The sequence below is a fragment of the Gloeomargarita sp. genome, from assembly GCF_053491055.1.
Window position 1 is genome coordinate 23,539 of the sequence record NZ_JBRCEP010000058.1, and the last position, 7,941, is coordinate 31,479.

The following is a 7,941-nucleotide window of genomic DNA, read 5'->3' on the forward strand; positions in this document are numbered from 1 at the left end:
CATAAACCTTTGAATTGCTAGAAAGTTGGGCTACAAATTCATACGGGGAGCAGTTCATGGTTTTAAGTTACGAAAGAAATCCACAACTTCAGACACCAAAACTTCCTGGGATGTTCGCCCTTTGCGGGTGATAATTTCTACCTTATTTTGGGCCAGAGAACGCCCCGGCACAATTCGATAGGGAATCCCTAGTAAATCTGCATCTTTGAATTTGACCCCTGCCCGCTCCGGTCGGTCATCCAAAAGCACATCAATTCCTGCATCTTGTAATTCCCGGTAGAGTTTTTCTGCCACTTCCACCTGTTGGGGTTCCTGCATATTGGGAACGGAAATGATCACGAAATAGGGGGCAATTGCAGGCGGCCAAATGATCCCGTGTTCATCATGGGATTGCTCAATGGCAGCCTGCGCCAACCGAGATACTCCCAACCCGTAACAACCCATTACCAAAGGCACTTCTTGCCCCTGTTCATTGGTATAAGTAGCTCCCATTTTTTCGGAGTATTTGGTTCCCAGTTGGAAAATATGCCCAACTTCAATACCTCGCGCACTGAGTAGAAGTTGCTGGGGATCATGCACTGCCCGGTCGCCTGCCTGGGCTTTGCGCACATCCACAACCGTGGTAATGGCGGGGAATTCCTGCCCCCAATTGGCCCCCACCCAATGGTAATCCAATTCATTGGCCCCGGTGACAAAATGGCGCAAATCCACCACCGTTTGGTCATATAGACGCAGAAATTGGGGGTGAATTTGTGGGTCTTTTTTTAGGTAGTCATCTGGCAGATTGGGAGCAATATAACCCCAGGGTACATCCCGCTGCGCCCATTGTTTTTGATTCTCTTGATTGGCAATCGTCAATTTCAAGAGCTGTTGCGCTGCAAACTTAGGAGCTAACCGGTTGATTTCATTGGCAAGCTTGACCTCATTGACTTCTTGATCGCCCCGGATACTGACCAAAACCAACACCGTTAAACCTGTGTCGAATAGGGCCTGATACAAAAGATTTTTGACGGTTTGGGTCGGGGAACAATTTAAGGCTGCACAGAGCGTGGCGATGGTCGGGGTATTGGGTGTGAATTTGCGTTCGGGTTGGGTAAAGGGTGAGGGAAGCGCTTCCGGGGCTAGAGAAACCGCTTTTTCCACATTGGCCGCATATTGACCATCCGCGGTATAAAGCACCTCATCTTCCCCCGCCTGCGCCAAAATCATAAATTCCTGGGAACCGGAACCCCCAATGGCGCCGGTATCTGCCTGCACGGCGCGATAATCTAGCCCACACCGCTCGAAAATCCGGCAATAGGCCCGATACATTTTGTCATAGGATGCCCGCATCCCTGCCTCATCCGCATCAAAGGAATAGGCATCTTTCATAATAAATTCCCGCCCCCGCAGCAAGCCAAAACGTGGGCGAATTTCATCCCGAAATTTGGTTTGAATTTGATATAAATTTAGGGGTAATTGCCGATAGGAACGGATGAAAGTTCTGGCCACATCGGTAATGACTTCTTCGTGGGTAGGCCCCAGTCCCAACTCCCGCTGTTGCCGGTCCTGCAGGGTAAACATGATGCCTTCGCCCTGGGTGTAGGTGTCCCAGCGCCCGGATTCCCGCCACAAACTGGCCGGCTGCAGTTGGGGCAACAGACATTCCTGCGCCCCGGCGGCATCCATTTCCTGACGGACGATCTGCATGATTTTTTGCAGCACCCGCCACAGCAAGGGCAAATACACATAAATTCCCGGACTCACCCGCCGGATATAGCCTGCACGCAACAGCAGTTTATGGCTGATGATTTCTGCCTCGGCTGGGTCTTCCCGCAGGGTCACCAGCAACATCTGGGAACAGCGCATACATCTTCTACAATCAATATGACTTTCATCTTACGCCGATGCGCCCCCGCCTGACCGCCGTTTTGGCCATGAGCGCCGACGGAAAAATCGCCGATGTCCACCGCCATCCCGCCCGGTTTGGTTCGGCTGCCGACCGCGCCCACCTAGAGCGCCAGGTGGCTCATAGTGACGGGGTGATGGTAGGGGCAAAAACCCTGCTGGCGCACGGCAGCGCGACCCTGGTGCATGACGCGGAATTACTGAAAATGCGTTCCGAGCAGGGCAAATCCCCCCAAACCTTGCACATCATCTGTAGCCGCAGCGGTCACATCAGGCGGGACATCCCCTTTTTTCACCAACCGGTGGAGCGCTGGTTGGTCACCACCCAGGCAGGGGCCACCCATTGGCAGGCGGGGCAGGAATTTCAGCGCATTTGGGCCGATGTGCCCTGGCCGCATCTGCTGGCAGAATTTTACGCCCTGGGGTTGCGGCAGATTGGGGTGCTCGGCGGCGGCGGGTTGATGGCCGAACTGCTGGCAGCGCAGGTGATTGATGACCTGTGGCTTACCGTCTGTCCGCTGCTTTGGGGGGGCGCCACTGCCCCCACACCCGTAGATGGCCCTGGCTTTGCCACCCCCATCCCCCTGGAATTACTCAGTTGTCAACCCCTAGGGCCCGAAATTCTCTTGCACTATCAAGTCCAAAAGTCCCCGGCCTAGGGTGGCATCAGGTCAAACACGGCGCGCACGGGGCGGTGGTCGCTATAGGTGGAATGGTTGGCCGGGCTACAGTATTCCGCTTCGGGATAGAGAATGTCGCTGGCGGCTGGCCAATCTTTCGCCGCCCCCGCCACAAACACAAAATCCAAAACCGAATTAAACTGCGGACTGCACTGGGTCTTGACCAAGACTGCGGGTTTGACCCAGCGAAACACCCCATCTTGGGTTAACAGATCAAACCCTTGATCCCGTTGGCGGCCACCACTGTCAATATCCCAGTCCAGGTTGTAATCCCCGACGGCAATGATGGGCAAATCCTGGGTGCGCGCCCACTCATTGAGCAATTGCGCCTGTTGATGCCGTTCTCTGGCCGTTTGCTCATCCCCCCGGCGCAGGTGATTGACCATGAACAAAAACCGTTGTCCCGTCGGGCGAAAGCGAAATTCCACCACCAAAGGCGCCCGCAATTTCCCCCCCAGATTGATGTGCGCCAATTCCTCATGGCGCAGATAGGTCAACCGGCGCGCATTGTAGACCACCCCCAGCCGGTCTTGGCCCCCTGAGCGCCCCAACAACCAGCGGTAATCCGACCACCACCCCGACTGCATCGCCTGCCGAAATTCCTCGATCCAGGCGTTGCTTTCTACTTCGGCAAAGCCCCAAATATCCACCTGATTCCGGTGCGGCTGAATGTGTTTTGCGGCAATCACCCTGGGGTCTGCAGACCCAGATTCCACATTGAACCCTGCCACCACCAAGCGGGGCGAAGCATCCCCGGCGCTACAGGCAACCAGCAGAACCAGAACGCCGCCAACCCCAATGCACCAACGCCGCACCCTTGCACCTCAACCCGTAGCCCGCCTCCATGATAAAACTCAGGGCAACCAGCGCGGTTGTCGCCCCCACAACCCCAAATCCTCCGGCAATTGAGCAATGGGATTGGCCCCCAACGGCAACCGCCACAAATGCCCGTTCACCTCCAACACCATCTGCAACCCATCCGGCGCCAGAGCGATATGCGGGGGGGCCGGGTCCGTAAACCGCACCAGCGGCAACACCTGCTTGGTCGGCAACGCAATCGCCGCCAAATAGGGCAACTCCTGTCCCGCCTGCGCCTCCGTTGCCTCGGTTGCCACCACATACACCCAAGGCCGCCGCGGGTCAAAGGTCGCACTGAGCAACGAACCCCGCAGGCGCAACAACTCCTGCTCCCCTTCTGCCCCCACCACAAACAATGACCGGGTGAAATCGCTATTAAATTTCACCATCAACGCCCGCGTCCCCGACCGGTCAAAATCCAACAACTGCCCAAACTTCGGCAAAAACTCCCAAGGTTCCGCCTGGGGTTCCAACGGCAACAGCGCCAACCCCTCCCCTTTAGCCATCACCACATGCTGACCATCCGGCGTCACCCGAAAATCCCCCCCCAACGCCACCTGGAGCGGACGCTGACCCCCTGCCAAATCCACCTGCCACAACCCCGACTGCGCCGCATCCTGCAGACTTGCCCGCGCCACTATCAGCCGCTCCCCGGTCGGCGCCACATCAAACTTGAGATTTTGAAACCCCTCGCTCCCAAGCAGCAGCGTCACCTGGCCCGGCTCCCGTCGCGGTGGCGTTCCCTGCGGCGTCGCATACTGCAACCCCGTCGTCACCGTGTACAATTGCGTCCCCGCCAGAGGGTCATCCCGCCGCTGAGCGCTAAACACCACCCGGTCTGCCTGGGGCAAAGGCTGGGCATCCACCACCAGCAAATCCGCCGGCGTCAGCACCCGATGCGTCCCCTGCGTGAAATTGTGCAGCACCAGGCGCCCCGTCTCTTCCCCTTGCGTCCCCACATAAATAAACGCCTGATCCCGCGTGGTAAACCGCCCCTGAAACGGCGCCAGCGGTTCTCCCTGGCCATAGCGGTCCCGCGCCCCCGTCAGCGTCACCTTGTACTCCCGCCCATAAGGAATCGGCGCCAAAAGCGTGTAAGCCAAACGCCGCCCCGCCCAACTGATCTTCCCCGGCAACTCCGGCGTAATACGTAAATGCTGCTCTACCGAACGGGTATTCATCGGGCGACTAAACGTCAACACAAACGCCTTATCCTGCGCCCCTACCACCCGTCCCTGCCAAGAAAACTGCTGCACCAGCGGGCGCGAATGGTCCCCCCCTGCCAACAAAAGACCTGCCAACAGACACAAAATTCCCACCACCAACCAAGCCGCCCGATCCAGAGGTTGTCCGAACCTAGGCCAACGCACCCTGTACCTCCGCTTCGCCTTCGGCTACTTACCATACCGCAGCCGCTAGACATTTTTGCGCCGTGTCCGGCCCCGATACTCCGACTTGCGCCGCAACCCCAACGCCTGCACCTGCATCGAATCCCGCCCGTACTGAGCAATCACCTGCTCTTTTGCCGCCAAAATCAAATTGTGAAACCGCCACTCACTGCTATTGGCCTCATCCCGCGCCGCTTTTGCCGCCGCCAGCGCCTGCACCTCTTGCGACTGCTTCGCCTGCATCGTCCGCAACGCCTCCATCAACACTTCCACCCGACACTCCGCATTGCTTGGAGCATAGTCGGGAAACGCCGCCAACGCCGCCAACACCTCCTGGTCCGCCTGCAATATCGCCGGACGCAACCGCCGTGATTCGTGTTTTGCCATCGCCACCTCCAGCAACAAAGAACCGCCTTCAGTATATCTTAAAAACTAAAAAGCGCAAACTTAACATCAATAGAACTAAACTTTAATTTGTTAAAATTATGTTCTAAGCTGCTTGTATTAAATTTTAATTTAGTTATATTAAAGTATTGCTTAACTAAATTATCACTTACGCTAAGCAAAGTATAATTTATACTAATTGTATTAAATGATAATTACAGCATGTCACTTTTTGCACAGAGTGCGGCCATGAAAAAGTGGTCTAGGCAGTCAAGAAATGTCAGGTGATGGGTAGGTCAACCGTTGTCTGTACTCATCCCGGCTGGGGTACAGGGTAAAAGAAAGAATTTCAACCATTTGTCTACCCTAACTTTTGCACAGCACCTGAGCTATTTTTATATCCGATAACCAGCAGATTTATTAATGACTAGATGCTTCATTATCATCCTAAAATCCACTTTAATTTTTGTTGTTATTTTCCCAGCTTCTATCTACAATCGAGGTGAACAGAAAGGGATAAGAAAAACTGCTCATGCAACCCCGTATCGAAGTCAAGAAGTGAAGGATTGGTTATGGACGAAGCCACCCTGACGCAGCAGTTAGAAGCCCATCTGAGTGACAGCAGTTTAGTCCTGCAAGTTGCCTTTGCCACCCCCTATGTACAGGTCGTGATTAACCGTACCCAGTTGCCCCCCGATTACCCTGCCCTGAGCCAGCGCATTGCCGAATTCTTGGGGCAAGTGGACCTTCCTGAAATGCAATATGTCGCCGTTTACGGACGGGTGTATGGAGAAGAACAATTAGAGTACGAAACCAGTTTAGCTATTGTGCCACCGACTGCCCCCCGTCCAACCAGTGTCCAGCCTAGTGCCAATTCTTCTGTCACTGCGACTGCCGACGCCTCTGCCCCCAGCGAACCCGAACCGTTTAACCTCGCTAAATACTGTTTTACCCGCAACCGGGCGTTATTAACCGCTGACTTACCCAGCCCCAAAATTGCCCTGGCAGAGTTACTCCGGGATTTTGATAGTTTTCTGGACTCAGAGAAGCAATTGATTTTAGAGCAATTCAGCACGTTTTTACGCAATCCCGATGGGGTCAATACGGCGAATTGGTCGGAGGAAATGCGGGCGTGGTTGGGGAAAGTGCGGAACTTTGGGGATGAAGAAACCCGCAATATGGCGATTTGGCTGAGTCGTTATTGTGCCCACCCGGAGACCACTCTGGAGACGGTGCGGGGGGTAATCAAAGCGGCAGAGGAAGCGGCAAAAGAACGTGCCAGACAGGAGCGGGAAGCCCGTTTAGCCGAACGGCAAGGGAGGACGACCTCAGGGGGGCGGAGTCAGCCAAGCACTTCTACTAACCGCCAGCAACGGGGAAGCACCCCACCTCGCCGCCCCAGAAGCCCTGCTGCCAAGGTGTTTGCCATTTTGGGGTTAATCGTAGCGACCGTGGTCAGCACCTGGTTTTTCCGAGGATTTACCTTGGCGTTGGATATGTTCAGCACTATCGTATTTGCGATCAGTTTTTTGGGTGGATGGTTTGCCGGTTTAACCAAGGCTAATCGGGGTTTAATTATTGGACGTGTAAGTTCTGGTGCCCTTTTTGTCTATTTAATTCTTGGTATTGTCCTGCTACCCATTGCTATCATTATTTATTTTATATTAGTCCTTCTTTTTGGGTTTTTAGTAATTCCCTATGTAGCCGCTCTGGCTGGGGGTATCGTGGGAGCTTTGGGTCGTTGGTTCCTAGAAGGTTTTGGGGAAGAGGACGAAGCTGAAGGGGTCAAATATGGTAGATTTTATGGTCTCGGTAGGGGCTTGTTGGTATTGACGTTGATAGCCCACTTCGCAGGGATTTTCTTAGGTGGATTGCCGGGATTGAAGGGCTTTAGTTTGGGTGGTAATGAACAGCACCTCACAGAAATACCAAATTTTAGCGGTGAAAAGTGTGCGTTAATTCAACAAGGGATGACTGTTCGAGAAGTAGAAAAAACTCTCAACGCCCCGCCCAACCAAGTTAGTTCCGTGAATGGACAAGCTGAATATACATGGGAATATGAGAATGCTAAAATAGTTGTCGTTACGGAACAAAAGGTTGACGGACAAACTCTCTTCAATGAAGCTTTGTATCTCAAGGGTAGCAACGCGGATATAACACCAGAACAAGCGATGAAACACTTTGAACGGAAGGGGATATTCAGTCGTGATAAGAAAATTGTGGAAGTGAGTAATTGTCTGGTCTGCACCACTGAAGAAACTTTAGATAGAGACATCCGCCGCAGTTGTAGTAATTAAAGGGTAGTATAGCTAAGCATACAAAGGTTGACGTGATATGGTTCGCTGAGCGTAACCCCACATTGGTTTCCCATAGCTTGCGTGGCGTAGCCATGAATCTTAAGGCGACAACCTTAACCTACCTAGCTATAACTTCAGAATCAGATAACCAATCAATAGAATCAGATAACCAATCAATACAGCATCAATCTTTAGCCCCACGCTGTTCTCATTGCCTCCAAAGGAGTTCAATTTGCCAGCATAAGAACCTCTTCATCACTCATAGAGGTTGCATTTGTCGCAAGTCTATATTCCGTATCTTCCTCTAAACTATAGTCATTTCGGTTTAGAATGCGACACTAAGTTGTGCAATAATTACGAATGATTTCATGATTTCATCAATGGTAGTGCCAGGGGGAGCATACATCCACAATTTTTTTAATGCGCTAAAGTCATGCTCAATAGCAT

The 7,941-nt window shown here is 53.2% G+C and carries 6 protein-coding genes; 2 read left to right on the forward strand and 4 right to left on the reverse strand.

Features of this window, described 5'->3' with window-relative positions:
* Nucleotides 1-54 precede the first annotated feature (54 nt).
* Nucleotides 55-1,848: a proline--tRNA ligase gene (locus ACWISF_RS06510; protein WP_448380775.1), complete on the reverse strand. Its 1,794-nt coding sequence runs from the start codon at nucleotides 1,846-1,848 to the stop codon at nucleotides 55-57.
* Nucleotides 1,849-1,886: 38 nt separating this feature from the next.
* On the opposite strand from ACWISF_RS06510, the gene ACWISF_RS06515 reads away from it, so the two are divergent.
* Complete coding sequence (locus ACWISF_RS06515; protein WP_448380776.1) at nucleotides 1,887-2,546, forward strand: RibD family protein; 660 nt, start codon at nucleotides 1,887-1,889, stop codon at nucleotides 2,544-2,546.
* Here ACWISF_RS06515 and ACWISF_RS06520 read toward each other — a convergent pair.
* The 3 genes from ACWISF_RS06520 to ACWISF_RS06530 are packed head-to-tail and all read right to left on the reverse strand — an operon-like array spanning nucleotide 2,543 to nucleotide 5,200.
* The gene (locus ACWISF_RS06520) at nucleotides 2,543-3,382 is read right to left on the reverse strand and encodes an endonuclease/exonuclease/phosphatase family protein (protein WP_448380777.1); all 840 of its coding nucleotides are present in this window, start codon (nucleotides 3,380-3,382) and stop codon (nucleotides 2,543-2,545) included. The genes ACWISF_RS06515 and ACWISF_RS06520 overlap by 4 nt on opposite strands.
* Nucleotides 3,383-3,421: 39 nt before the next feature.
* Entirely contained in the window at nucleotides 3,422-4,795 is a 1,374-nt protein-coding gene (locus ACWISF_RS06525; protein ID WP_448380778.1) for an Ig-like domain-containing protein, read from the reverse strand.
* A gap of 45 nt (nucleotides 4,796-4,840) precedes the next feature.
* A complete protein-coding gene (locus ACWISF_RS06530; protein WP_448380779.1) occupies nucleotides 4,841-5,200 on the reverse strand; it encodes a hypothetical protein in 360 nt (119 codons plus the stop codon).
* Between the two features lie 569 nt (nucleotides 5,201-5,769).
* On the opposite strand from ACWISF_RS06530, the gene ACWISF_RS06535 reads away from it, so the two are divergent.
* On the forward strand, nucleotides 5,770-7,494 hold the full coding sequence (locus tag ACWISF_RS06535) for a YrzE family protein (protein ID WP_448380780.1): 1,725 nt from the start codon (nucleotides 5,770-5,772) through the stop codon (nucleotides 7,492-7,494).
* Nucleotides 7,495-7,941 lie beyond the last annotated feature (447 nt).